23 protein-coding genes and 1 pseudogene are annotated in these 21,173 nt (G+C 74.8%); 14 read left to right on the top strand and 10 right to left on the bottom strand.

The genetic code is table 11. The annotated features are described in order from the left end of the window. Positions 1-96: 96 nt before the first annotated feature. Positions 97-777, top strand: a complete 681-nt coding sequence (locus ACWGB8_RS24240) for a hypothetical protein (RefSeq protein ID WP_452215669.1) — start codon at positions 97-99, stop codon at positions 775-777. 59 nt (positions 778-836) lie between these two features. Here ACWGB8_RS24240 and ACWGB8_RS24235 read toward each other — a convergent pair whose 3' ends face one another. After that, complete coding sequence (locus ACWGB8_RS24235; protein ID WP_452215668.1) at positions 837-1,280, bottom strand: nitroreductase family deazaflavin-dependent oxidoreductase; 444 nt, start codon at positions 1,278-1,280, stop codon at positions 837-839. Between the two features lie 165 nt (positions 1,281-1,445). Between ACWGB8_RS24235 and ACWGB8_RS24230 the strand changes: the two genes are divergently transcribed. Next, positions 1,446-2,057, top strand: a complete 612-nt coding sequence (locus tag ACWGB8_RS24230) for a DUF309 domain-containing protein (protein ID WP_452215667.1) — start codon at positions 1,446-1,448, stop codon at positions 2,055-2,057. A gap of 83 nt (positions 2,058-2,140) precedes the next feature. On the opposite strand, the gene ACWGB8_RS24225 is transcribed toward ACWGB8_RS24230, so the two are convergent. Together ACWGB8_RS24225 and ACWGB8_RS24220 are read right to left on the bottom strand one after the other, a co-directional pair. Then, complete coding sequence (locus tag ACWGB8_RS24225; protein WP_452215666.1) at positions 2,141-3,214, bottom strand: radical SAM protein; 1,074 nt, start codon at positions 3,212-3,214, stop codon at positions 2,141-2,143. Beyond that, entirely contained in the window at positions 3,211-3,411 is a 201-nt protein-coding gene (locus ACWGB8_RS24220) for a hypothetical protein (protein WP_452215665.1), read from the bottom strand. Before ACWGB8_RS24220 ends, ACWGB8_RS24225 begins: the two co-directional genes overlap by 4 nt. Positions 3,412-3,904: 493 nt before the next feature. Between ACWGB8_RS24220 and ACWGB8_RS24215 the strand changes: the two genes are divergently transcribed. Beyond that, positions 3,905-4,822, top strand: coding sequence for an NADP-dependent oxidoreductase (locus ACWGB8_RS24215; protein ID WP_452215680.1), 918 nt, complete (start codon positions 3,905-3,907; stop codon positions 4,820-4,822). 160 nt (positions 4,823-4,982) lie between these two features. Here the strand turns inward: ACWGB8_RS24215 and ACWGB8_RS24210 are convergent, their stop codons facing one another. The 4 genes from ACWGB8_RS24210 to ACWGB8_RS24195 all read right to left on the bottom strand — a co-directional run bounded on the left by ACWGB8_RS24210 (position 4,983) and on the right by ACWGB8_RS24195 (position 8,181). Beyond that, positions 4,983-5,513, bottom strand: a complete 531-nt coding sequence (locus ACWGB8_RS24210; protein WP_452215664.1) for a hypothetical protein — start codon at positions 5,511-5,513, stop codon at positions 4,983-4,985. Between the two features lie 295 nt (positions 5,514-5,808). Further along, on the bottom strand, positions 5,809-6,531 hold the full coding sequence (locus ACWGB8_RS24205) for a hypothetical protein (RefSeq protein WP_452215663.1): 723 nt from the start codon (positions 6,529-6,531) through the stop codon (positions 5,809-5,811). 308 nt (positions 6,532-6,839) lie between these two features. Next, a complete protein-coding gene (locus ACWGB8_RS24200) occupies positions 6,840-7,574 on the bottom strand; it encodes a hypothetical protein (protein ID WP_452215662.1) in 735 nt (244 codons plus the stop codon). A 178-nt stretch (positions 7,575-7,752) separates the two neighbouring features. Further along, the gene (locus ACWGB8_RS24195; protein WP_452215661.1) at positions 7,753-8,181 is read right to left on the bottom strand and encodes a winged helix-turn-helix transcriptional regulator; all 429 of its coding nucleotides are present in this window, start codon (positions 8,179-8,181) and stop codon (positions 7,753-7,755) included. 103 nt (positions 8,182-8,284) lie between these two features. On the opposite strand from ACWGB8_RS24195, the gene ACWGB8_RS24190 reads away from it, so the two are divergent. From ACWGB8_RS24190 to ACWGB8_RS24175, 4 genes and pseudogenes are all read left to right on the top strand, one after another. Beyond that, a complete protein-coding gene (locus ACWGB8_RS24190; protein WP_452215660.1) occupies positions 8,285-9,259 on the top strand; it encodes an MBL fold metallo-hydrolase in 975 nt (324 codons plus the stop codon). 119 nt (positions 9,260-9,378) lie between these two features. Further along, a complete protein-coding gene (locus ACWGB8_RS24185) occupies positions 9,379-9,624 on the top strand; it encodes a hypothetical protein (protein WP_452215659.1) in 246 nt (81 codons plus the stop codon). After that, a complete protein-coding gene (locus ACWGB8_RS24180) occupies positions 9,611-10,087 on the top strand; it encodes a Clp protease N-terminal domain-containing protein (RefSeq protein WP_452215658.1) in 477 nt (158 codons plus the stop codon). Before ACWGB8_RS24185 ends, ACWGB8_RS24180 begins: the two co-directional genes overlap by 14 nt. Positions 10,088-10,465: 378 nt before the next feature. Beyond that, positions 10,466-11,365, top strand: a pseudogene (locus ACWGB8_RS24175) (serine hydrolase domain-containing protein); the annotation flags it as partial. 64 nt (positions 11,366-11,429) lie between these two features. On the opposite strand, the gene ACWGB8_RS24170 reads toward ACWGB8_RS24175, so the two are convergent. Further along, positions 11,430-11,897 carry a DUF3995 domain-containing protein gene (locus ACWGB8_RS24170; protein WP_452215657.1) on the bottom strand — a complete coding sequence of 156 codons (468 nt, stop codon included), beginning with the start codon at positions 11,895-11,897 and terminating at the stop codon, positions 11,430-11,432. Between the two features lie 138 nt (positions 11,898-12,035). On the opposite strand from ACWGB8_RS24170, the gene ACWGB8_RS24165 reads away from it, so the two are divergent. From ACWGB8_RS24165 to ACWGB8_RS24150, 4 genes are all read left to right on the top strand, one after another. After that, positions 12,036-12,566: an RNA polymerase sigma factor gene (locus tag ACWGB8_RS24165; RefSeq protein ID WP_452215656.1), complete on the top strand. Its 531-nt coding sequence runs from the start codon at positions 12,036-12,038 to the stop codon at positions 12,564-12,566. Then, positions 12,563-13,048, top strand: a complete 486-nt coding sequence (locus tag ACWGB8_RS24160; RefSeq protein ID WP_452215655.1) for an SRPBCC family protein — start codon at positions 12,563-12,565, stop codon at positions 13,046-13,048. The genes ACWGB8_RS24165 and ACWGB8_RS24160 overlap by 4 nt, the downstream gene beginning before the upstream one ends. Before the next feature lie 91 nt (positions 13,049-13,139). Continuing rightward, positions 13,140-13,967, top strand: a complete 828-nt coding sequence (locus ACWGB8_RS24155) for a PhzF family phenazine biosynthesis protein (RefSeq protein ID WP_452215654.1) — start codon at positions 13,140-13,142, stop codon at positions 13,965-13,967. A gap of 189 nt (positions 13,968-14,156) precedes the next feature. Further along, the gene (locus tag ACWGB8_RS24150; protein ID WP_452215653.1) at positions 14,157-14,435 is read left to right on the top strand and encodes a hypothetical protein; all 279 of its coding nucleotides are present in this window, start codon (positions 14,157-14,159) and stop codon (positions 14,433-14,435) included. Positions 14,436-14,501: 66 nt separating this feature from the next. On the opposite strand, the gene zapE is transcribed toward ACWGB8_RS24150, so the two are convergent. After that, positions 14,502-15,575 carry a cell division protein ZapE gene (gene zapE / locus ACWGB8_RS24145; RefSeq protein WP_452215652.1) on the bottom strand — a complete coding sequence of 358 codons (1,074 nt, stop codon included), beginning with the start codon at positions 15,573-15,575 and terminating at the stop codon, positions 14,502-14,504. A 311-nt stretch (positions 15,576-15,886) separates the two neighbouring features. Here zapE and ACWGB8_RS24140 point away from each other — a divergent pair, with 311 nt between their 5' ends. Both ACWGB8_RS24140 and ACWGB8_RS24135 read left to right on the top strand, forming a co-directional pair. After that, a complete protein-coding gene (locus ACWGB8_RS24140) occupies positions 15,887-17,809 on the top strand; it encodes an ABC1 kinase family protein (protein ID WP_452215651.1) in 1,923 nt (640 codons plus the stop codon). A 116-nt stretch (positions 17,810-17,925) separates the two neighbouring features. Continuing rightward, entirely contained in the window at positions 17,926-18,282 is a 357-nt protein-coding gene (locus tag ACWGB8_RS24135) for a hypothetical protein (protein WP_452215650.1), read from the top strand. 222 nt (positions 18,283-18,504) lie between these two features. On the opposite strand, the gene ACWGB8_RS24130 is transcribed toward ACWGB8_RS24135, so the two are convergent. Beyond that, on the bottom strand, positions 18,505-20,241 hold the full coding sequence (locus ACWGB8_RS24130) for an amidase (protein WP_452215649.1): 1,737 nt from the start codon (positions 20,239-20,241) through the stop codon (positions 18,505-18,507). Positions 20,242-20,556: 315 nt separating this feature from the next. Here ACWGB8_RS24130 and ACWGB8_RS24125 point away from each other — a divergent pair, with 315 nt between their 5' ends. After that, entirely contained in the window at positions 20,557-21,114 is a 558-nt protein-coding gene (locus tag ACWGB8_RS24125) for a TetR/AcrR family transcriptional regulator (protein WP_452215648.1), read from the top strand. Positions 21,115-21,173 lie beyond the last annotated feature (59 nt).

Genomic DNA, 21,173 nt, shown 5'->3' with positions numbered 1-21,173 from the left:
CCCCGTACCCCGCCCCCGCGCCGCCGCCCCGCACCCTCTCGAAACCGCCGATTGGTCGAAGTCCGTGTTGGCGATCGACAGGTTCGCCTGGACCTCGTGCACCCGTTCGGCATCAACGGGGACCACGGCCCCTACCAGGGCGAGTGGGACGCCTGGGGCATCGGCCTCCAGAGGACGTTCGACGTCCGGCCCGGCGCAGAGGCCGACCCGCGCCGCATCCGGGTCGAGGACACCGCGCCCTCCTACCTGGCCCGCCCGCCGCTGCCTCCCTCGCTCTGCGACGGTGGGCCGCGGGGGCTGCTCGACCTCGACACGCGCCGCGACGCGACGGCGGCGGAGGCGCGGGACGCGTGGCGGGCCTGGCACGAGTACGCCCGGCCCTTCCCGCCGGCGCGCACCATGGACGAGCTGCGGAGGGAGTTCAGCGCCGTACACGGCCTGGGCCCGAACGCCCGGTTCCGTGGGCAGTTCGAGGAGCAGGAGGTCATCCGTGCCATCCAGGACACGCCTCGTATTCGCTCCCTCACCGCCACGACGATGTGGGACCCGATCGCGAGGTTCGCCGAACCGGAGGACGTCCAGGTCCGCCGCCTGTGCTCCTACGTGAACACGACGGACCATCTGCTCACCCTGGACGGGCAGTGGCTCGACTCCGGCGCGGACGTCTTCGTCGAGCAGCGGGAACCCTACGGGGACTCGTACGTCGAGTACGCCGACGAGTACCTGCTCCAGCTCCCCGAGGACTGCTTCCTGGTGAGGGTGCGCTTCCACGGCTGACAGCCCCCGACCGGCGTGTCCCGGCAGGGCCGGCAGGCAGGCAGGTGGGCCAGGTGGGCTCAGACGGGCTCGATGACGACCACCGGGATCTCCCGGTCCGTCTTCGCCTGGTACTCGTCGTACGCCGACCAGTGCCCGACCATCACGGGCCAGAACGCAGCGCGCTCGGCGGAGGTCGCGATTCGCGCGGTGCCCTGGGAGATGCGCGGGCCGACCTGGATGCGGACCTCGGGGTGGGCGGTCAGGTTCTTGAACCACAGCGGGTGCTCGGCGGCGCCGCCCTTGGAGGCGACGACCAGGTAGTTCCCGTCGTCCTCCCCGTAGATCAGCGGCGTGCGCACCGCCTGCCCCGAGACCCGGCCGACGGTGGTCAGCAGCAGGGTCCGGGTGCCGTTCCAGAAGTGGCCCTCGGCGCCCTCGGAGGAGACGTACTGCCGGACGTGGTCCAGCTGCCAGCCGGGCTGCGGGTCCTTCGGGTGGTCCCAGTCGATCGCGGTGGTCATGACGGCTACCTCCTGCTTGAAGGGTCAACAGTCTCGACAACGAGCACCAACGCCCTCGGGCACGCTCCACATTCCGCCCAAGCCCCGCCAATCTGGACAGATCCCCCGAACGGGCCAATCACCGGCCCCCCGCTCCCCGGCCGCTCGGGGGAGGACAATGGCCGCATGGGAGCGGTGGAGTACGAGGGCGGCGAGGCGGCGTGCTGGCTGGAACAGGTGTGTGTGCGGTGCGGGAGGCTGCGTGCCGACTGCGGGCACCCGCAGGACTCCCCCGCCGCGCCGCGGCGGGTCGCCGGGCGGGCCGGCCGGGACCGTGACGCCCTGGGGCGGGCCCGCAACGGGCGTCCCCGTGACGCGCTGGGCCGGCCGCTGCCGTACGGGAGCAGCGGTGCTCCGCGCCAGCCCGAGGGCGTGGTCCGCACTCCCGGGCAGACGCTCGCGGAGGCGCAGCAACTGCTGGACGACGGAAGGCCGTTCCACGCCCACGAGGTGATGGAGGACCGCTGGAAGGCGGCCCCGGAGGAGGAGCGGGCCCTGTGGCGGGCGCTGGCCCAGTACGCGGTCGGCCTCACCCACGCGGCGCGCGGGAACGCCAAGGGCGCCGCTGCGCTCCTGGCCCGGTCCGCGCAGGCGCTCGCGCCCTTCCAGGCGGACCCGCCGTTCGGGATCGACGTCGCCGGCATCCGCCACTGGGCCGCGCAGCCGCAGGCCCTCACCACCGCCCCGCCGTCCGCGGACATCCCGCCGCTCCGGAAGCGCCCGCCCGCCGCCGGCTGACGCGGCCCCGGGGCCGGTGGGTCCCGCCGCTCGGCGCCGTCCGCCGGACCGCCCCGTGGCCGGCCCGGCGGACGGCGGGGCGGTCAGGCCGAGGAAGCTGCGGCGAGCGGCCGTTTGGAGATCTGCAGCAGCGGCTGCGGCCGGGGCTGGGCCGGCGCCTGCGTCCGCCCGCGGGTGAACGCCGCGTACGGGCAGCCGTTGAGTTCCGGATCGCGCGCCTCCCAGCCCTGGAGCCAGGGGCGCAGCCGGGGGTTGTCGATCTCCAGCGAGCCGTCCGGTCGCAGCCGGCCGATGTCGTTGACCGGGTCGGACAGCGCCACCGTGCACTTGCCGATCCGGCCGTCGGCGCGCACCAGCAGCGAGTTGGCGCGGGCGGCGTAGCAGACGTCCTCGGCGGCGAACAGGCGCTCGGGGCCGCCGCCCTCGGTCAGCAGGGCGCGCAGTTCGGCGATCCGCTGTTCCTCGGGGTCGAGTACGTCCATGGTCGCGTCGTTGGGTCCGCCGAGGCGCACCACGCGCTTGAGGAAGACCCGGAACCGGGGGTCGTCCAGGAAGGTGTCCCGGATGCGGGTGAGGAACTCCGGCATCGCCGCGAGGTTCTCCGGGGTGAGGTGGACCCGCAGCAGGATCTTGACGTCGGCCGAGCCCGCGCGGATCTCGACGAGGTTGCGCCAGATCTGTTCGAAGGTGCCCCGGCCGTCGGCCCGTAGCCGGGTCCGGTCGTGGAAGCGGGCCGGGCCGTCCAGGGAGACCTGGTACGACCGGATGCCGAGGCCGGCCAGGTGGTCGGCCGTGCGGCCGTCCAGCAGGTAGCCGTTGGTCGTCATGTCGCTGCCGTAGCCGAGGTCGGGGTGGCGCTGCTGGGCGCGCTGCACGTGGGCGGAGACCTCCTCCACGATTCCGCGGCCGAGCATCGGCTCCCCGCCGAACCACGACACCTGGAGGTGTCGCAGGTCGGCGGCGCGCCGGTCGATGAGGTTCTTCACGCCGGTGACGACCTCGGGGGCCATCCGTCCGATCGCGAAGTCCTCGTAGCAGTACGTGCAGCGGAAGTTGCACTGCTCGGTCGGCAGCAGGATGAGCTGGAGCCGGTCGGGCCGTACGGAGGCGGTGAATTCCTGGTCGAACGGCGACAGTTCGCCGGGGGCGGCGCTCACTTCGGCGCGCAGCCGGCGGAGCAGTTGCCGCCGTGGCAGTTGTTGACGGTCGTTCCGGAGGATCCGGGGTGCGGTGTGAAGGCCAGGACGTTCGCGACCGACCGGGCCAGTTCGGGGTCGGCGATGTGGACGCGGCCCTCGTCGTCGAGGGTGAGGTCGTCTCCGCGGATGGCGAAGGTGGGCTTCTCGCTTGCCATGATCGTTTCTCCTCCTGGTGCGTGGCCCGTGGGACGGCCGGACCGTGCGGGTCCGCAGCCGACCGGGGCCGGAACGTACCCCCGCACCGGGAGCCCCGGGCACGGTCCGTGGACCGCCGGGTCCGGGCGGAGGCCGCCTCCATCGTGCGGGCGCGGTGGCCACCCCGCGCGGTGTGCTCGCCCGTGCGGGTGTCGTGCCCGGACCGGTCCGGTCGTATCCGTACCGGTCGGGCCGCCGGGCCGGCGCTCATCGGGGGCCGGGCGCGGGACGGACGGCGCACCGGGCACGGCCGCGCCCTGTCCTCCGGCGTGTCGGGGCTCCGCCGTGGTGCGATGGGACGGATCCGCGAACGGCTCGAAGGCAGGACGGCTCAACGCCACGACGGCACGACGCCACGACGGCACGACGGCACGACGGCACGACGACTGAACAGCACGGCGGCTCAACGGCACGACGACATACGGAGAGGTTGCGAGGATGTCCGAGAACAGCATGCGAGCGATGGCGTACGAGACCTACGGCGGGACGGAGGTGCTCCGCGAGACCCGGCTGCCGCTGCCGAAGGTCGCGCCCGGCGAGGTGCTGGTCAAGGTCCGGTGCGCCGCGGTCAACCCGGTCGACTGGAAGATCATGGCGGGCGGGCTCGACGGCCTGATGGACGTCGTGTACCCGGTGGTTCCGGGGTGGGACGTCAGCGGCACCGTCGAGCGGGTCGGCATCGACGTGCCCGAGTTCGCGGTCGGCGACGAGGTGATGGCGTACGCCCGCAAGGACTACGTGCACGGCGGCACCTTCGCGGAGTACGTCAGCGTGCCGGTCCGCGCCCTCGCCGCCAAGCCCGCCTCGCTGAGCTGGGCGCAGGCCGCCGGGCTACCACTGGCCGGGCTCACAGCCCATCAACTCCTCACCCGCCTCGGCACGGGCGCCGGTGACACGGTCCTCGTGCACGGCGCAGCCGGCGGTGTCGGCTCGTTCGGCGTGCAACTCGCCCGGGCGGCCGGTGCGCGCGTCATCGGCACCGCCTCGCCGCGCAACCACGACCGGCTGCGCGGGCTGGGCTGCGAGCCGGTGGCCTACGGGGACGGGCTGGCCGAGCGCGTCCGTGCGCTGGCGCCCGACGGGGTCACCGTCGTCGCGGACTTCGTGGGCGGGGTCCTCGACGCCACCCTGGCGGTCCTGGCCGAGGACGGGCGGCACGCCTCGATCGCCGACCACGCCGTGCTCGGCGCGGGCGGTCAGTGGATGTGGGTCCGCCCGCTCGGCGAGGACCTGGCGGAGCTGGGGCGGCTGGCGGACGCGGGCCGGCTCACGGTGGACGTCGCGGCGACGTTCCCGCTGGCGGAACTCGCGGCGGCGTTCGCCCTCAGCCAGGAGGGGCACACCCAGGGGAAGATCGTCATCGAACTCTGAGCCGGGCGGCCGGGCGGCCAAGGGGCCTGGCGGGAGCGCTCGTTGCAGGCGGTCAGGGGCCGGCCCTGCTCGGGGGTCCACGGCCGGCCCGCCGCGTTCCCAGCATCACCGCCGCGCGTGCCGTGCCACCCACCGCGCTGCGCCGTGCGGCGGTACCCGTTCAACCGGCCGGCGGGCCGAGAGGGGGCAGCGGGCGGCCGGTGTCGACCAGCGCCCAGTCGGGGATGCCGTCGGTGCGGATGCGGTCCGCGTCGCGTTCGGCCTGGACCTGGGCGTCCAGCACACCCACGAAATGGGTCTTGGTCAGGGTGCGTTGCTGGAAGGCCTCCACGAAGCGCGGTGTCATCGGCACGCCGAGGTAGGCGTCCGCTGAACCGCCGGGCGGCCAGGTCGGGTCGAGCACGGCTCCGTCCCGGTCGACGCACCACGCGTGGGCCCGAACCGTCCCGTCGGCATAGCTGAACCCCTCCACGTAGGCGCCGTTGGTCTGCCGCGCCACCCGCAGGGCGTTCGGGAAGCTGCGCCCGCCCGCCCCGCGGCGGGGCGCACCGGAGGCCGGCCACGGTCGGGGGGTGAAGAGTCGGCCCTGGGCCAGGGTGACCCAGGCGCAGGACCACTCTCCCGTGTCGGGCAGGGACTCGACGGCGGCCAGCAGCGCGCGTTCCGAGGGGGACGGGTGTTCAACGGGCACCCACCCAGTGTGTGCCGGTGCGCACCGACCGGCCACCGAACCGGCCCGGCCCCGACTGCCACGGCCCACCTGCGGTTGCGGGTGTTCGACCGCCGGGGTGAGCGGCCCGGTCGCCGGATCCTTCGGCGGCCCGACGGCGGGTGGCCGGTGCGGGCGGCCGGTGCGGGTGTCGGAGGTCGGCGGGTGGGCGCACTTCCGGTCGGCCACACCCGAGTTGGTGGCGGTGGTCGAGGACGTACGGCCGAGCCGACAGGCCACCGGCCCGCCGCGGCCCGGTCAGCCCACCGCGGCCCGGTCAGCCCGGGTGGAACACGATCCGCACGCCCGCGTCGACCGGGAGGATCAGCACGTTGCCGTCCTCCCACGTCCAGTCGCGCGGGATCAGGAACATCCGGTTGTTGGCCTGGGCGAGCAGCCGCAGGCCCCGGTAGCGGTAGCGGAACCGCTGGTTCTCGCCCGCGTCCGGCAGCGCGCGCTCGTCCACTCCGGGCCACCCGAGGTAGAGCCGCTCGGTGGTGTCCAGCACGACGGCCGGACGCAGGGCCAGGTTGTCGGCCAGCCGTTCGGCGTCGGCGGTGCCCTTCTGGTGGGCGAAGCCGCCGGCGGCCCAGAACGAGCAGAGCACGATCAGCGCCACGCTGATGCCCAGCGCCGCCCGCTCACCGGTGAGCGGGTACGCGGCGCCGGCCGCCCGCACGGCCAGCAGCCGGGCCAGCACCACCACCAGCAGGGCGCCGCCCAGCATCAGCGGGGTGCCCATCGGGCCGGCGTCGATCACCTCGAACCCGGCGAGGAAGCCCACCGCCACGAGCGGGACCACCAGCAACGGGACGGCCAGGCAGGCCCGGTGGACCGCCCGGCGGCCGTCCGAGCCGCTGCGGACGGTCCGGGTCGCCAGGTGGTAGCCGACCGCCGCCAGCAGGGCACCGCACAGCAGCACGCCGACGGGCAGGTAGAGGGCCGGCGAACTGCGCAGCAGCAGTTCCTGGGTGGAGAAGCCGAGCGTGGCGGCGTCCACGCCGAAGTGCTGGTAGAGGGAGTCGGTGTAGGCGTAACCGAAGAAGAACAGCAGGGCCGTGATGAACGTGGTCGGCGCGACCCAGGAGGCGAGCAGGCCGATCCAGCTGCTCCACGACCGGCCGGTCGGCGCCGCCGCCTCGTCGGCCGCCGCCGGGGCGGTGGCGTCCGGGGTGACGGCGGCCGGGGAGCCGCCGTCCGGGGCGGGAGCCGCGCCGCCGACCGGGGCGGGAGCCGCGCGGTCGCCGGCCGTGGTGGCACCGTCGGCGTCCGCGGTGGCGCCGTCGGCGTCCGGCTGGTCGTCAGTGCTCAGCGGGGACCCGCCGGGGCCGGAAGCGGGGCGGGCTCGGCGGAGGATCCGCCACCGGGGTTCGGGGAGCCGCCGGGACGCGTGCTCGGGCTCTGATTGCCGGGCTTCGGGCTGTTGCCGGGCTTCTGGGACGTCGGGCTCGACCCGCCCGGGTCCGGATCGCCCGCGCCGCCCCCGGAGACGCTGACCCCGCCCTCCGCCGTCAGGGTGCGGCTCTCGTTGCCGATGCGGACCGTCGCGCAGATCTTGCGCTTCCCGTCGACGTTCGGCTCCGGGCTTGTGAAGGTGAACTCGGCCGCCGCGAGACTTCGGCCGTTGACCACCTCGACGGGTTGGCTGGCCGGACTCGCCTGCGGCGACCCGCTGCCGGGGGTGCAGTCGCGGACGTCGCTGACGGTCGCCCGGAAGCTCACCTTGTTCGTGCTCGACAGTTCGACCCGTACGGATCTCCACGTGCCGCTCGCCGTGGCCGTGACCTGGCCAGCCGAACTGAAGCCGCCCTGGTTCCCGCCCGCCTTGGTCCGCTGCTCCTGCGGCTGCCCGCCCTCGGCGGGCGGGGTCGCCCCCGGTTCGGACGCGGACCGCGCCGCGGAGGACGCGCTGCCGTTGCCGGAGCCACCGCCACCGCCACCGCCACCGCCGGAGCAGGCCGCGAGAGCCGGCACCAGCACCAGGGCGGCCAGCCACCGGGTGCCGGCGGCGGCGCCGAGCGGGGCAGGGGGTGTTCCGGGCATGCGTTCTCCCATCCGGAGGCAAGACGAGAAGAAGGGGCGGACCGGTCTCGCCGAACCGTAGCGGTGCGCACACCTTCTGACGGGCTGCCACTCCGCCACCGGGGGATCCCGGCACCCGTCCGGCCCACCGCTCGCCCGGCGCCCGCTGCGACTCCCCGCCGCGGCGTCCGGGCGGCGCTCACCCCTCGGTGTCGTACCGCAGCCGGGCGCCCTCGACCTCGTTGATGTACTGCTCGGCCCAGGCCCGGACGGCGGCGAGCGGCGCGTCGAGGGTGCGTCCGAGTTCGGTGAGCCGGTACTCGACCCGGGGCGGCACCACCGGGTACACCTCGCGGGCGACCAGCCCGTCGCGCTCCAGGCTGCGCAGCGTCTGGGTGAGCATCTTCTCGCTGATGCCGTCGACGGCCGTGCGCAGTTCGGTGTAGCGCCGGGTACCGCCGGCCAGGGCGCCGACGATCAGCACGGTCCACTTGTCGGCGATCCGGTCGAGCGCCGCGCGGGACGGGCAGGGGGCGCTGTAGGTGTCCGCGAGGTGGCCGTCCGGCAGCCGTGCCGGAGCCGCTCCGGGGGTGCCCGGACGGGGACGGCGGGTGCGGGGCTGCGGCATGACGGCAACCTAGCCGAGCCGGCGGCGGGGCACCAGAGCCGACCCCGGAGTGGGTCCCGCACTTGCAAGTGCGTACTTCCCGGCGGGGCGTGACTCTCCGAGAGTGAGTGGCGAAGCGATCCGCAGCCAGACTCCCGTGGAGGCCACCGTGCCGTACCCGTCCCCCCGTGCCCGCCTGACCGTCGGCGGCACCAGCGTCACCTACCTGCCCGACGGCCACGGCCGGATCGAGCCGGCCGCGTTCTTCCCGGGCAGCGCCCCGGACGGCTGGGCGACGCACGGCGCCCACCTGGACGCGGACGGCCGGTTCACGGTCAGCATCGGTTCGTTCCTGGTCCGGACCGCGGACGGCCGGGCCGTACTGGTCGATCTGGGGCTCGGCGACGTGGAGTTCGCGATCCCCGGGCTGGCCGCCTTCCGCGGCGGGAACCTGCCCGCCGCGCTCGCCGCCGAGGGCCTGGCGCCCGACGACGTGGACACCGTGCTCTTCACCCACCTGCACCACGATCACGTCGGCTGGACCAGCGACCTCGCGCCCTCCCCCGGCACCCGGCGCACCCGTGCCGCGAGCGGGCTGACCTTCGCCCGGGCCCGGCACCTGGCCGCTGAGGCCGAGTGGACGCACTGGTGGGGCACGGACGACCCCGCCGGCCCCGACCCGGTGGCCGTCCAGGCGCCGCTGGCGGACCGGATCGGGTTCGTCGCGGACGGCGCGGAGATCGCCCCGGGCGTGCACGTCCTGGCGACCCCGGGGCACACGCCCGGCCACCTGAGCCTGCTGGTCACCGACCCGACCGGCCGCGACGAGCGCCGGATCCTGGTCCTCGGGGACGTCATGCACAGCCAGGTGCAGATCGTGGAGAGCCAGTGGGCCTGCGCGTTCGACCACGATCCGGCCGCGGCCGTCGCCACGCGCCGACGGCTGCTGGCGGAGCTGGAGCAGCCGTCGACCGTACTCGCCGGCGGCCACTTCAGCGGCAGCGTCTTCGGCCGGGTGCTGCCCGCCCGCCCCCGCCGGGCGTGGGCGCAGGACCGCACGGCCCCGGACCGGGACCCCGTTCCGGACGCAGCGGCCTGACCCGTCGCGGCGGCCGCCTGGCGGCCCGCCCGCAGCGGTCGTGCCGGGGCCGTCGTGCCGGGGCGGGACAATGAGCAACTCCGGTTGACTATCCCGATTAGTCAACTAGAGTTGCTTGCGTGTCCGCTCCTGAGAACGACCTTCCGCCCGACCCCGCCGACGCCCTGGCGGCCGTCGCGGCGTTGCGGCGCCTCGCCGACCGTCTGGAGGACGCCGCCGTCGAGCAGGCGATGCGGGCGGGTTGGGGGTGGCCTCAGGTGTCCGAGGCGCTCGGGGTGACCCGCCAGGCGGTCCACAAGAAGCACGCCAAGCGGCTCATCGCCGCCGGGGTCGAGCTGAGGAGGCGCGGCGATGAGCGCGTTTGACGAGTACCTGCACGCGCTCCTCGTCTGCGCGATGGACGAGGCCCGCCAGGAGGGGTCGGCAGCGTACGACGCGCAGCACCTCCTGCTGGCGCTCGCCGCCGACCACGGGTCCGGTGCGCAGCAGGCCCTGGCCGCGGCCGGGCTCGATCACGCCGCTCTCCGCGCGGCGCTGGAGCGGGAGTTCGCGCACAGTCTCGGTACGGTCGGCGTCGATCCGAGCGGCTTCGACCTGCCCGCGCCGAGTCCCGATCCCCAGCAGCCGAGGATGGGCGCGTCCACCAGACTCGCCCTGGACCGGAGCTTCGCCACCGCCCGCAAGAAGGACCTGCGGTCGGCGCACCTGCTGCTCGGGATCCTGCAGGCCCAGGTCGGCACCGTGCCGCGTGCGCTCGCCCTCGCCGGCGTCGACCGGGCCCAACTGGCGGACCGGGTACGGCAGAACCTCGACCCCCGGGACCGCTGATCACCGGACCCGGCGGCCGAACCCGCCCGCGAGCCGCGCGCCGACGGGTCGCGCTGCGGGCCGAGGACCGGGCATCCGTGGAAACCCACCAGGAGGAGAACGGCATGCACCAGCACACGGCCCCGATGGACAGCGGCCGGCCCGCCGCCGGTCCGGCGGCCTCCCCGGGCCCGGTGTCCGCGTCCGCGGCGCCGGCGCCCGGCCCGCCCGGCCCGCCGGCCGCCGACTACGGGGCGATCCGGCACCTGCTCGACGAGGCCGTGGGCCGGGGCGGCCTTCCCGGCATCCTCACCGAGGTCCGCGACGGCGACCCGGACGTGGTTCGGGACCGCCGGGGCGGCCGACACCGGGACCGGTCGCAGCCGTTCACCGCACGACCGCTTCCGCATCGGCAGCATCACCAAGACCTTCGTGGCCACGGCCGTGCTGCAGCTGGCGGCCGAGGGCGCCCTGCACCTGGAGGACACCGTGGAGCAGTGGCTCCCCGGCCTGCTCCACGGCGACCACGACGGCACCGCGGTGAGCATCAGGATGCTGCTCGACCACACCGGCGGGATCGCCAACTACACCGACGACCAGGAGGCGCTGAACCGGCACGAGACGCACTCCCCCGAGTCCCTGGTGCGGATCGCCGTGTCCCGTCCGCCCGCGTTCGCCCCGGGCGCGGGCTGGGCGTATTCCAACACCGGCTACGTCCTCGCCGGCCTGATCGTCGAGCGGGCCACCGGCCGGGCGCTCGACGAGGTGCTGGCGGACCGGATCTGCCGCCCGCTGGGCCTGGCCGGCACGTACCTGCCGCGCGGCAGCGACCCGACGATCCGCGGGCCGCACTCCCGGCACTACACGAAGCTGTTCCGCACCGACCCCGGCGCGCCGGTCCACGACGCGACCGAGCTCGATCCGTCCGTGTTCTGGGCCGCCGGGGGCGCCGTCTCCACCGCCGGGGACCTCAACCGGTTCCTCGGCGCCCTGCTGGGGGGACGCCTCCTGCCGCCGGCGCAGCAGCACGAGATGTTCACCACCGTCCCCACCCGCAACTGGCTGCCCGAGGCCGGCTACGGCCTCGGCATCTCCTCGCTGCGGCTTCCCGACGGGGCGACGGTCTGGGGCATGGGCGGCGCGCTCTTCGGGTCGTGGTCCTACGCCTACGGCACGCGCGACGGCGGACGGCTGCTCACCGCCAACGTCAACGGCGACTGGGCCGACGGCGGTTGGGACGACCCGATCGGCGTCTTCACCGATCTGCTCCGGGCCGGCTTCTGCCCGAACGGCACCTGACCGCCCGGTATCGCAGTCGGGCCCGCCGCACACGCGCCGCGCGCGGCGGGCCCCGCCCGGTCGTTCAGCGAGCGGGTGCAGCCGGCAGTCGCCGGTGGCTGCGGGCGACCGCCCAGGTGGCGGCGGCGCAGGCGAGGCAGAGCGGGGTGTAGAGGGCGAGGTTCAGCCAGTAGAAGAGGTCGCCGGGGTCGGTGCCCAGACCGGTGATCCAGACGAGGCCCGCGAGGCCGCGCAGGAGGAGGCCGACGGCAACCGCGTACGGGCCCCAGTGCAGGAGTGGGGCGGGCAGGCGGCGGGCCAGGGCGTCGAGCCGGCCGCCACGGGCGAGGACCAGGGCGGCGGCGGTGAGGAGCAGGGCGGCGAGCGGGACCAGGATCCGCGGGGTGAACGGCACGTCGGCGTTGAGGACGAGCCGGGAGAGGGTGGCGGTGTCCGGGGCGGGCCAGGTGAGGCCCGTGGTCCAGTAGAGGTGGACGACGGCGTCGGCGGCGAGGACGGCCGCGACGGTGCGGGCGGCGGTGCGGTGGTTCACGAGGGCTCCCGGAGTGGCGTGACGGTGGGTCACCCCGAGGAGCGGGCGCGGACGCCGGACGTTCCTGTGGCGAGCGTCACACCGGAAACCCGGAGGGCGGAGGGAACGTCCGGGCGGCGACCGGCCTCTGAGTCGGATGTGGATGGTCCCGACACCCGAGCCGACACCCGAGCCGACACCGGCCGCGCCGAGCTGGTGCGAGCAGCCCAGCGCGGCGACCAGTTGGCGGTCAGCGAACTGCTGGAGCTGGTCGCACCGTACGTACGACGCCTGTGCGGCCCGATCGCGCTGGACGACGGCCCCGACGCGACCCAGGAGGCGCTGATCGCGGTCTTCCGGAAGCTGGGCCAACTCCAGGATCCGGCGGCGCTGTTCGGCTGGGTCCGGGCGATCGCGGTCCGCGAGGCGGTACGGCACGTCCGGCGGACGGCCCGCTGCGTGCCCGCCGACCTCTCCGAACTGCCGCGCCCGGGCGACCCCCAGTTGGCCGCCGACATCGACGACGTGCTGGCCCGGTTGACGCCCGAGCACCGGGCCGTCCTCGTCCTGCGCGACCTCGAAGGGCTGGACGAGCGCTCCACCGCCGACCTGCTGGGCGTGGCGACCGGCACCGTGAAGTCCCGGCTGTCCCGGGCCCGACTCAGCTTCCGAAGGGCGTGGCAGCTGTGACCGCAGCGAACGAACCCGTATGGCCGGTCGCCGACTTCGACCCCGTGCGGCGACTGCACGTGATCGCGGCGGTGACCGCCGGCGCGGCCGTCCGGGAGACGGTACTGGACGCGCCGTTCGACGAGGTGTGGGCCGTCGCGGCCGACCTGGAGGCGAGCATGCCGCGCTGGCTGCCCGACATCCGGTCGGTGCGGCTGGCGGACGGACGGGGCGGGCGGCCCGAGGCGCTGGTGACCGGCCGCACCCGGCTGCGGGCCCGCTTCGACCTCGAACTCTCGCCGGGTTGGTGCCTGATGCGCAGCCGCTTCCTCCTCGGCGGCATGGCCGCCCACCCGGAGGGCGAGGGCACCCGCTTCGCCTTCCTCGGCGCCTTCCGGCTGCCGGGGGCGGGGGTGGTCGCCGGCGCCCTGCGACCGGCCACCGACCCGTTGGCCCAACGGTCGCTCCGCCGCTTCCGCGGGCTGGTGGAGGGGACACGGTAGGTCCATGGGCTCCCTGACGGGTCCGATGAGCGGTCCACTTGGTGCGGATTGGCCTTGGCGATCGCGGCCCCGGCACCGCTACGGTCTCGGCATGCGCCTCTACGTCGTCGACGCCTTCACCGACCGGCCCTTCCTCGGGAACCCGGCCGCCGTCTGCCTCCTGCCGGACGGACCCTGGCCGGAGGACGCCTGGATGCAGCAGGTCGCGGCCGAGATGAACCACTCCGAGACCGCCTTCGCCCTTCCGCGGCCCGACTCGGCGGAGGCCGACTGGGCCATCCGCTGGTTCACCCCACAGGTCGAGGCCGACCTGTGCGGCCATGCCACGCTCGCCACCGCCCACGCGCTGCGCGCCGACCGGGGCCTCGTCGGAGCCGTGCGGTTCCTGAGCCGGCGCCACGGCGTGCTCGTCACCCGGGCCGAGCCGGACGGCGGCATCACGCTCGACTTCCCGGCGGCCCCGGCCTCCGCGGTGCCGGTACCGGCCGGGCTGTCCCGGGCGCTGGGCGCCGCCCCCGAGGCCGTCCTCCGCTCCGAGCGCCTGAACGACCTGCTGGTGGTCCTCCCCGACGAGGCGGCGGTCCGCACCCTCGCTCCCGACCTCGACGCCGTGGCCGCCCTGACGACCCGCGAGGACCTGCGCGGCCTCGTCGTCACCGCTCGTGCCGACCGCACCGGGGCGGGCCACGACTTCGTCTCCCGCTTCTTCGCACCGGCGAAGGGCATCCCCGAGGACCCGGTGACCGGCAGCGCCCACACCGTGCTCGCCCCGTACTGGTCGGCGCTCCTCGGCCGCGGCGAACTCACCGGCCTCCAGGTGTCCGCGCGCAGCGGACTGATCCGCACCGCCCTCCACGGCGACCGCGTGCACCTCACCGGACACGCCGTCACGGTGCTGGACGGGACCCTGCACGTCTGACCGTCGAAGCGGCGGCCGCGAACCCGGCCGCAGCCCCGGCCCCGACCCAGGCCCCGGCGGGCGACCGGGCCGGGGCGGCAACCGTTCCCCTCCGCATCCCGCAGCCGGTACCGTTCGTGACATCGGCATCGACATCGCGACGGCGGCACGACCGCGGCCGGACCGCAACCGACCGAGGGAGGGGGACGGATGAGCGCCCAGCCTGTCCACCGCGCACCCGGCGGGCCCAGGGTGCCCGTCAGCATCGACGGCATCGCCCGGGCCCTGCCCACGTCGGCCGACCGCACGGCCTTCCACCGCGAGATCGGCCCGCTGGAGGACCAGGTGGAGCGGGAGGCCGCCCTCACGTCCTGGTGGACGCGGGCCATGTCGGCCGCGTACGGACCCGACCGGGCCGGCTTCCGGGCCGCGGTGTCCGCCCGGCTCTCCGGCACCCGGCGCCCCCTGCCGGGCGGGGCCGGCAACTGACGGGCGGAGCCACCGACGCGACCGGCTGCCCGGGAGCCGGCCGCCCGGGAGCCCACGGCCCGACGGTCAGCCGGTCGGCGCGGGTTCGGAGGCGGATGCGGGGTCGGGTTCGGTTTCGGGCAGGAGGTGGAGCCGGCTGACCGTGCGGTTGGTGTCGGCCGGGAGCAGGTCGCCCCGGAGGAGATCGCCCAGCGGGGCGTCGGCGATCAGGTACAGCGTGGTGTCGCGGTCGTGCAGGACGTCGACGAGGTTGGCGAAGCGCTGGGCGGCGTCGCGGTCCGCATCGGTCAGCCGGGGCACGCCGGACAGCACCCAGGTGGTGTGGCGGTCGGCGAGCTCCAGGTAGTCGCCGGTGGAGGTGCGGGCCCGGCAGAGGTCGGCGAAGTCGAACCAGACCAGGTCGTCGCGTACGGCGCGGGCGGTGACGGTGCCGCTGCCGGCGGGCAGGGCCGTGCGCTCGTCCTCCGCGGGCGGGGTGAGGCCGGCGTCGCGCAGCTGCCGGTCGGTGCCGGGCGAGAGGTAGCGGCCGTGCCGGAAGCCCGGTCCGGTGGTGCCCCGGGCGGATTCGCGGGTGCGGTAGTCGTACGGTCCGGCGACCTCGACGACGTCCAGGGACGCCCGGAGCAGCTCGATCGCCGGCTCGAACAGGTGGTGGTGCACCGGGCTCGGGAGCAGCCCCTCGGGCGGGTAGTTGGAGGTGGTGACCAGGGTGATCCGGCGTTCGAGCAGCGAGGTGAGCACCCGCGTGATGATCATCGCGTCGCCGGGGTCGTGGACGTGGAACTCGTCGAAGAACAGCACCCGGCAGTCGCCGAGCAGTTCACCGACGGCCTTGTCGCACGCCCTGCGGTCCCCGCGGTGGCGGGCGTAGGCGGTGTGGAACTCCCGGAAGAACTCGTGGAAGTGCACCCGCCGCTTGTGCCGCTCCGGCAGCGCGTCGAAGAACAGGCCGGTCAGCCAGCTCTTGCCGCGACCGACCGGGCCCCACACGTAGACGCCCCGCGGCGTGCTCCGGTGGAACAGCCTGCCGCGTGCGGACAGTTCGGCGGCGAGCCGCCCGAGCCGTTCGGCAGCGTCCCGCTGCGCCGCGTCGGGTGTGAAGCCCTGTTCCCGGGCGGCCGCTTCGACCAGCTCCAGCATCGTGTCCCCCGATGGGTGAGGTGCGCGGTGCGCACGCGGTGGGGCCGGCGCGGATCCGTACCGGCCCGACCGTCCGGGCCCCGTGTCCGCCGTCCCCGTGGTCCGGGCCGCCGACCGACCCGCACGCGGGTGCGCGGCGCGGGCTCCGCCGTGCGGAGCGTGCAAGATCATTGCACACGGCGTGCAGCGCCGACCCACGGGATCACGCACACCGCGGCCGATGGCAGGATGAGCCGGTCCCGGCGTCCGGCCGGGGTGGCGGGACGGACACCGACGCGTCCCATGCACGGAATTGACGGGGGATCGGACACATGTGGATCATCGGCATGCTGGTGGGCGGCTTCCTGCTCGTGGTGCCGCCGGCGCTGCTGGGCCGCCGGCTGCTGGGCATCGAGGCCGGGCTGCCGCGGGCCGTCCTGGCGGGGCTGGTCGGGATCTCGACCGCGGGAGCACTGCTGGGCACCCACCTCCAGCGGGACGAGCAGCGGATCGTGCTGAGCACGCTGATGGTCGGGATAGCCCTGCTGGTCGCCATGGTGGCCCTGGTCGCCATGGACCTCGTGCTGCCGGCGGGCAGCGTCCGCCCGCTGTCCTGGCCGCGCTCGGTGCGGGGCCGGATCGCGCGCATGCGGCGCTATTCGCAGATCGTCGGCATCGCCGGCCGGCACGGCCTCGGCCCGTACCTGCGCGGCCGCGGTCGGCGCGGCGACGCGCGCCACGAACTGCTGGCGCAGGAGCTGCGGCAGGCCCTCCAGGCGGGCGGGACGACGTTCGTCAAGCTGGGCCAGGTGATGTCGACCCGCCGCGACCTGCTGCCCGCCGCGTACGTCGAGGAGCTCGGGCGGCTCCAGGACCGGGTGCCGGCCGCACCCTGGCCGGAGGTCGAGCGAGTGCTGCTCGCCGCGCTCGGCGCCGCTCCCGACGAGGTGTTCGCCGAGTTCGACCACCGTCCGCTCGCCGCGGCCTCGGTCGCCCAGGTCCACGCGGCGGTGCTGCACGACGGCACCCGCGTGATCGTGAAGGTGCAGCGGCCGGGCGTGCACGAGCTCGTCGAACGCGACCTCGACATCGTCGGCCGGCTCGCCGCCACCCTGCAGACCCGCACCGACTGGGGGCGCAGCCTCGGCATGGTGGAACTGGCGCAGGGGTTCGCGGTCGCCCTGCGCGAGGAGCTGGACTTCCGGGTGGAGGCGCGGAACATGACCGCCGTCCGGCGCGCCGCGGCGGAGCGGCGCGACGACAGCGTGACCGTGCCGCAGGTGCACGAGGCGCTGAGCACCGAACGGGTCCTGGTGATGGACCGCATCGACGGCACCCCGCTCGGGCAGGCCCGGCCGGACGACGAGAAGCACGGCCGGGAACTCGCGGACACCCTGTTCACCGCCCTGCTCAACCAGATCGTGCGCGACGGCGTCTTCCACGCCGACCCGCATCCGGGCAACATCCTGCTCCAGCCGGACGGGCGCCCGGCCCTGCTCGACTTCGGGTCGGTCGGCCGGATCGACGCGGGGCTGCGCGAGTCGATGGCCGCCCTCTTCCTCGCCGTGGAGCGCGCGGACGCCGCCGCACTGCGCGACGCCCTGCTGGATGTCACCGATCGCCCGCAGGACGTCGACGAGCACCGGCTCCAGCGGGCCCTCGGCCGGTTCAGCGCCCGCCACCTGGGCCCCGGCGCGGCCCCGGACGTGCAGATGTTCACCGACCTGTTCCGGCTGGTCACCGACTTCCGGCTGGCCGTTCCGCCGGAGATCGCCGCGGTGTTCCGGGCGCTCGGCACGCTGGAGGGCACCCTGCTGCGGCTCAGCGCGGAGTTCGACATGCTGGCGGCGTCCCGCACGTACGCGACGTCCCGGCTCGCCGACCGGATCGGCCCGAGCGGTGCCCGCCAGGTCGCCCACGACGAGGTGCTCGGCCTGCTGCCGGTGCTGCGGCGGCTGCCGCGCCGGCTGGACCGGATCGGCAGCGCGCTGGAGGACGGCCGGCTTGCGGTGAGCGTGCGGCTGTTCGCCGATCCGCGCGACCGCAAGGTGGCCGGTGAGCTGCTGAGCCGGGTGCTCCTCACCTTCCTGGGGATCTTCTTCGGCGTGACCGGTGTCCAACTGCTCGGCCTGGACGGCGGACCGATGGTGGCGGCCGACCTGAGCCTGTACGCGCTGATCGGCTACCACCTGCTGGTGCTCTCCGCCGCAGTGGTCGTGCGCACCGTCTACGTCCTGAGCCGGCCGCTGAACTGACGGGCGGGCGCAGTGGCGCTCCCTTGGTCGCGCGGACCGGGGAGCGCCACTGCGCTCCGCCCGCTGAACGTTAATCGCTGTCGCTCCCGGCCGACGGCGCGTAGGTTGGCGCCATCATGAGGACACGCAATCTGGTATTCGGCCTGTACGCGGACGAACCCGGCCTGACCTGGGCCAGGGGCCTCGTCGACCGGGCCGCCGGCCGCCGCGGGGCCCGGGTCGTCGCAGCCGACATCGCCCGCGTCCAGCCCCGCAGCGGTCTGGCCACCGCCGAGGTGTACGACCTCCTCGCCGAGCAGTGGGCCGCCGAGCATCCGGGCCGGGACGGCGGCGGGCGGGAGGCGGTCGAGCTGCGCGTCCGGCTGAGGTGCTCCCTGCGGACCTGGCGGGCGATCCGTAAGGAGGTCATCGGCGACCTGTGCCCGGAGGGCGCCGCGCCGCACGCCTGCCGCGTCCCGTGGTTCGCCGGCTGAGCCGGCAACCGCCCACACCCGTATCCTCCGGACCCGCCGTGGGGCCCGACAGGAGAATCTTCGGCCGAAGAGGCCTCAGATGAGGGTTGCTCACCGACTGGCGCCGGAAGATCTCCTGCCATCGGCCATCGCCGCCTCCCCCCGCACCCCGGCAGCGACGCCCCGACCGGACCGGCGTCGGGACGGGACGAGCCCGTCCCGACGCGCCGTGGCGCGGTCAGGTCACTCCGCCGACAGCCGCGGCGTGCGGGGCGGCACCGTGCGCCGGCTGCCCGTCGCCTCGAAGGCCGCGGCGAGGGTCAGCAGGGCGTTGTCGTCGTAGGCGCGGCCGGCGAAGGTCAGCCCGACGGGCATACCGGTGTCCGCCATGGCGCCCATGGGCACGGTCACCGTCGGGATGCCGAGGTGACGGGGCACCAGGTTGCCGTTCGCGACCCAGACACCGTTGCGCCAGCCGAGGTCCGCGGACGCCTCGGAGACGTCCATGTCCGCGGGGCCCACGTCGGCGACCGCGGGGAACACCACCGCGTCCAGGCGCAGTTCGTCCATCCACAGCTCCAGGTCGACCCGGCGGGTCTCCTCCAGCCCGCGCAGGCCCTGTTCCAGGTGCGGCATCTCGGTGAAGGACGCGTACGGGCGCTCGCGCACGAAGCGCGGGTAGTCGCCGATCGTGTCGTCGAAACCGGCGTAGCGGTCCGGGAGTTCGCCCTGCTGCTTGGGGAAGATGCGGTCGCCGTCCACCTCGGTCAGGGTGGAGAGCGCCGGGTCGCCGTTGGCGCGCAGGAAGTCGTCCCATGCCCAGGCGGACAGGTCCTCGATCTCGACGGTGAGGAAGTCCCGGCCGACCAGGCCGCGGGTGAACAGCGACGGCGCGCCGGGGCGGTCGGCTTCGTAGTTCGTCACGACGGGGAAGTCGACCTCGACCACCTCGGCGCCGGCGGCCTCCAGGTCGCGGCGCGCGGCTTCCCACAGGGCGATCACCGAGGGACGCGTGTCGATCCGCTCGCCCGTCTGGCCGCCGATGCCCCCGTCGGGGTTCGTTCCGGCCTCGGGGTCGGCGTTGATGTACATCCGGGGCACGCCGACGCGCTTGCCGGCGAGCGAGGCCCGGGCCGTCCCGGCGTCGGCGGGCGCGAGGGCCGGGTAGGAGGCGGGGCGCACCTGCGACGCCGCGGGCAGGGTCACCCACGGCTGGGCGCGCCACAGGTCGCCGCGGGTCTGCGGGTCGTCGGCCACGATGACGTCGAGCAGTTCGAACAGGTCGGCCATGGTGCGGGTGTGCGGGACCACGACGTCCATGGTCGGCACGAGCGGCCAGTTGCCGCGCACCGAGATCACGCCGCGGCTGGGCGTGTAGGCGCACAGCGCGTTGTACGAGGCGGGCGCCCGGCCCGAGGACCAGGTCTCCTCGCCGAGGCCGAACGCGCCGAACGAGGCCGCCGTCGCGGTTCCCGAGCCGTTGGACGAGCCGGATCCGTAGGCACTGGTGAGCCAGTCGGCGCTGTACGGGCTCTCCGCGCGCCCGTACACGCCGCGCTGCATGCCGCCGTTCGCCATCGGAGGCATGTTGGTCAGGCCGATGAGGACGGCCCCGCCCGCGCGCAGCCGCTCGATCGCGAAGGCGTCGTGCTGGGCGACGAGGTGCTCGAACGCCGGGGAGCCGGCCGCGGCCGTGAGCCCCTTGGCGAGGTAGCTGTCCTTCGCCGTGTACGGGATGCCGTCGAGCGGGCCGAGCGTCTCGCCGCGGGCGCGGCGTGCGTCGGAGGCCTCCGCTTCCGCGCGGGCGTCCGGGTTCATCACGACCATCGCGTTGAGCGCGGTGGCGGTACCGGGCCGGTCGTACGCGTCGATCCGCGCGAGGTAGGCGTCGAGCAGCTCGACCGCGGTGGTCTCGCCCTTCTCCAGCGCCGCGCGCAGGTCAGCGATACAGGTCTCCACAACGTCGAATCCGCGCGTCATGCGGGTGCCTCCTGGGTGGTTGGGTCGAACAGGCGAACCGCTGGGGCATCGGGCCGATCACGCACACGCCGCCGCCGCGCCCCCGGTCCGGTCGCACTGACTAGAATTTCAGTCTAGACTACGGATCTAGGTACCCAGAATCGAGGTGAGCCCATGCCGACGCCGGAGACCGGGCCCGCGCGGCCGACGCGCCTCCCACCCGAAGGCGCGCCCAGCTCCGCGAAGATCCCCGAGGCACCGACCGGCCCCCGGCCCGCTCGGGCCCCGGTCGACAGGAAGCGCCAGCCCAGCGGCGACGAGGCGCGGGAACGGGCGATGCTGGCCGCCATCAGCGTCATCGCCGAGAAGGGCACGGCGGCCGTACGCATGTCGGACATCTCCGCGCGGGCCGGCATGAGCACCGGGCACATCCTGTACCACTTCGGGAAGAAGGACCGCCTGCTGCTCGAAGTCCTCGCCTGGAGCGAAGGGGACCTCGGGGCAAGGTTCCAGCAGGCCGCGGACGACGCCGCGTCCCCCGCCGAGAAGCTGGCCCTGTTCGTCCGCTTCTACCTGCCCCGCCACCCGGGCGACGAGCGCTACGCGCTGTGGACGCAGGTGCTGGCGCAGCGCCACGACGACGCGGGCCGACAACTCCTCGCCGACCTGTCCGACGTCTGGGAGGAGCGCCTGGCCGACGTCGTTCGCGAGGGCCGGGCGCTGGGGCAGTTCGCCGACGTGGACCTTCCCGAGTTCGTCATCAGGGCCGTGGCCATGCTGAACGGGCTCTCCGGGGACATCATGTTCGGGCGGTCGCGCTGGGAGCACTCCTCCGCGCACGCCTTCGCCCTGGCCGCCCTCGAACGCGAACTGCGCCCGCCCGGTCGGCCCTGACCTCGGGCCTCCGAGGTCGCCTTCGTCGGTCCGCGACGCACAGAGGTGCGGCGCGGCTC

This window comes from Kitasatospora sp. NPDC054939, assembly GCF_053610105.1.
Note: the sequence above shows the minus strand (reverse complement) of the source record. Positions and strands in the feature narration are given on the sequence as shown.

Bases quoted from the DNA above. Each gene is read 5' to 3' on its own strand.
- ACWGB8_RS24235 (WP_452215668.1), bottom strand. From the start codon at position 1,280: ATGACCACCGCGATCGACTGGGACCACCCGAAGGACCCGCAGCCCGGC.
- ACWGB8_RS24230 (WP_452215667.1), top strand. From the start codon at position 1,446: ATGGGAGCGGTGGAGTACGAGGGCGGCGAGGCGGCGTGCTGGCTGGAA.
- ACWGB8_RS24220 (WP_452215665.1), bottom strand. From the start codon at position 3,411: ATGGCAAGCGAGAAGCCCACCTTCGCCATCCGCGGAGACGACCTCACC.
- ACWGB8_RS24215 (WP_452215680.1), top strand. From the start codon at position 3,905: ATGCGAGCGATGGCGTACGAGACCTACGGCGGGACGGAGGTGCTCCGC.
- ACWGB8_RS24200 (WP_452215662.1), bottom strand. From the start codon at position 7,574: ATGCCCGGAACACCCCCTGCCCCGCTCGGCGCCGCCGCCGGCACCCGG.
- ACWGB8_RS24195 (WP_452215661.1), bottom strand. From the start codon at position 8,181: ATGCCGCAGCCCCGCACCCGCCGTCCCCGTCCGGGCACCCCCGGAGCG.
- ACWGB8_RS24180 (WP_452215658.1), top strand. From the start codon at position 9,611: ATGAGCGCGTTTGACGAGTACCTGCACGCGCTCCTCGTCTGCGCGATG.
- ACWGB8_RS24155 (WP_452215654.1), top strand. From the start codon at position 13,140: ATGCGCCTCTACGTCGTCGACGCCTTCACCGACCGGCCCTTCCTCGGG.
- ACWGB8_RS24150 (WP_452215653.1), top strand. From the start codon at position 14,157: ATGAGCGCCCAGCCTGTCCACCGCGCACCCGGCGGGCCCAGGGTGCCC.
- zapE (WP_452215652.1), bottom strand. From the start codon at position 15,575: ATGCTGGAGCTGGTCGAAGCGGCCGCCCGGGAACAGGGCTTCACACCC.
- ACWGB8_RS24140 (WP_452215651.1), top strand. From the start codon at position 15,887: ATGTGGATCATCGGCATGCTGGTGGGCGGCTTCCTGCTCGTGGTGCCG.
- ACWGB8_RS24135 (WP_452215650.1), top strand. From the start codon at position 17,926: ATGAGGACACGCAATCTGGTATTCGGCCTGTACGCGGACGAACCCGGC.
- ACWGB8_RS24130 (WP_452215649.1), bottom strand. From the start codon at position 20,241: ATGACGCGCGGATTCGACGTTGTGGAGACCTGTATCGCTGACCTGCGC.
- ACWGB8_RS24125 (WP_452215648.1), top strand. From the start codon at position 20,557: ATGCTGGCCGCCATCAGCGTCATCGCCGAGAAGGGCACGGCGGCCGTA.